This is a genomic window from Gillisia xinjiangensis (assembly GCF_046298265.1).
GTDB classification, from domain to species: Bacteria; Bacteroidota; Bacteroidia; order Flavobacteriales; family Flavobacteriaceae; genus Gillisia; species Gillisia xinjiangensis.
In genome coordinates this window covers 1-1,550 of record NZ_JBKAHK010000021.1, presented here as the reverse complement: position 1 = coordinate 1,550, position 1,550 = coordinate 1, and the positions used below count along the sequence as shown (strand labels likewise).

The following is a 1,550-nucleotide window of genomic DNA, read 5'->3' as shown; positions in this document are numbered from 1 at the left end:
GCCTACAGGAATTCACGCCATACGGGTATTGGACCAGAATTCAATAGAGAGGCAATACTATACGTTTAAGCAAAACAGGACTGTACAAACAGTTGATATTTCATACCTCACATCTGGCTTAAACTTTTTATTGATTTATACAGATACCGGGGTAGTAACTAAAAAAATTCTAGTGAGGTAAGGATAAGATAAACTCAGTAGCCTTCTTCTTTATTGGTTCACCTACGGTACAAATAGTAGGTATTGGTTCATTTTAATTCCACTGTATCCAAAGGCCTAAAAAAGTATTTATCATCGTTAGCCAAAAATACTGGAATATGTTTAGTAATATTAAAAAAGGGGGAATAGCAAGAGGGTAACGGGCAGAGCCACGTTACTTTTATATATTCCCCTGATTTACAGATATATAATAATTTATTGAAAACAACTTTTTAGTAATTTTGCGTCAAAACCTCTGCAAACCCTTATAAACAGGCATTTTTTTGCGTCAAAATTTACTAAAAATCATAATTCTAACCAGTCGTTACCACATTCTTTTCCATTCAGCAAAGGCTCCATTTCAGGAAAAGCGGTGCGCTTAAAAGGCCTTGGACACGAGCCAAAGAAGATCATAGTATATTGCGAGGGAAGAATTGGACAATTTTATTGGCTCACGTCCGCTGTTCGGAACCAGGAACAAATTATGGTTTTCATAAGGAACATTTTCCGAAATTCAGTATTTGCACCTGACTTCAGATGCCTTACCTTTTGATGTCGAAGGAACAGGATTCGAAATTAGCGGCCTGCATAAAGCCGCTATGCTACTCTCCGCTTTTTATAAGGCCTTTCCTAATTTCAAATCCTGAAATGTGAACCACATCAAAAGGTAATGCATACGGCTCTGAAAGAAGTAAATGAAAACAAAGGCAGTAGCTTTTCATTTATATACTTTTACAAATCCAATTGGAATCCTTACAAGAAATCAAAGGAAAATGCTCCGGGTAAAAAAAGTAAATTTATATTAGACAGTGGGGTCGATTTCATTTGATTTATAAGGTTTTAATTAGAGAACTCTTAGAAGAAAATAAGTTTTAAGATATAACAGTAGATCCTTCTCTGATTACCTAACAAAAAATGGAAGCAAGATGTCATTGTAATGACCATCTTGCTATGCGCCCGGGAGGTTGCAAAGTGAAATCAGTTTAATAATTGGTTTAAAAGTGGATTTTGATATTGCAAACATTTTCAGGAAAATCAAGATCAGAAGGGTTCTGGAGGAGGCCATATTATTGTTAAAGCCGGATTAAGTACTAAATGATTATTCAACCTAATAGCAAGTTTTTTTCTTTTTTGGTTGGCCCTTTTTATATCAAACCCGATCAATTCAATTCAAATTTCAGCATCGTTTTATTTTTGATGAGCAAATGATGAAACCGAAAACCCTTGGTACCACCGGTCTATAGTACTATCTCTCATCATTCATCAAAAAAAAAGAAATAATATAGAACAAAAAAACTATGGTTATTTCTCCATACATCCGGAAATCGTCATCGGTCGCCTGAAAAGCCCCG

The 1,550-nt window shown here is 35.3% G+C and carries 1 protein-coding gene; it reads left to right on the top strand.

Features of this window, described 5'->3' with window-relative positions; translation table 11 throughout:
- On the top strand, positions 1-181 hold a 181-nt coding region (locus tag ACKGJN_RS16225; RefSeq protein ID WP_409540612.1), incomplete at its 5' end, for a hypothetical protein.
- Positions 182-1,550: the final 1,369 nt, after the last annotated feature.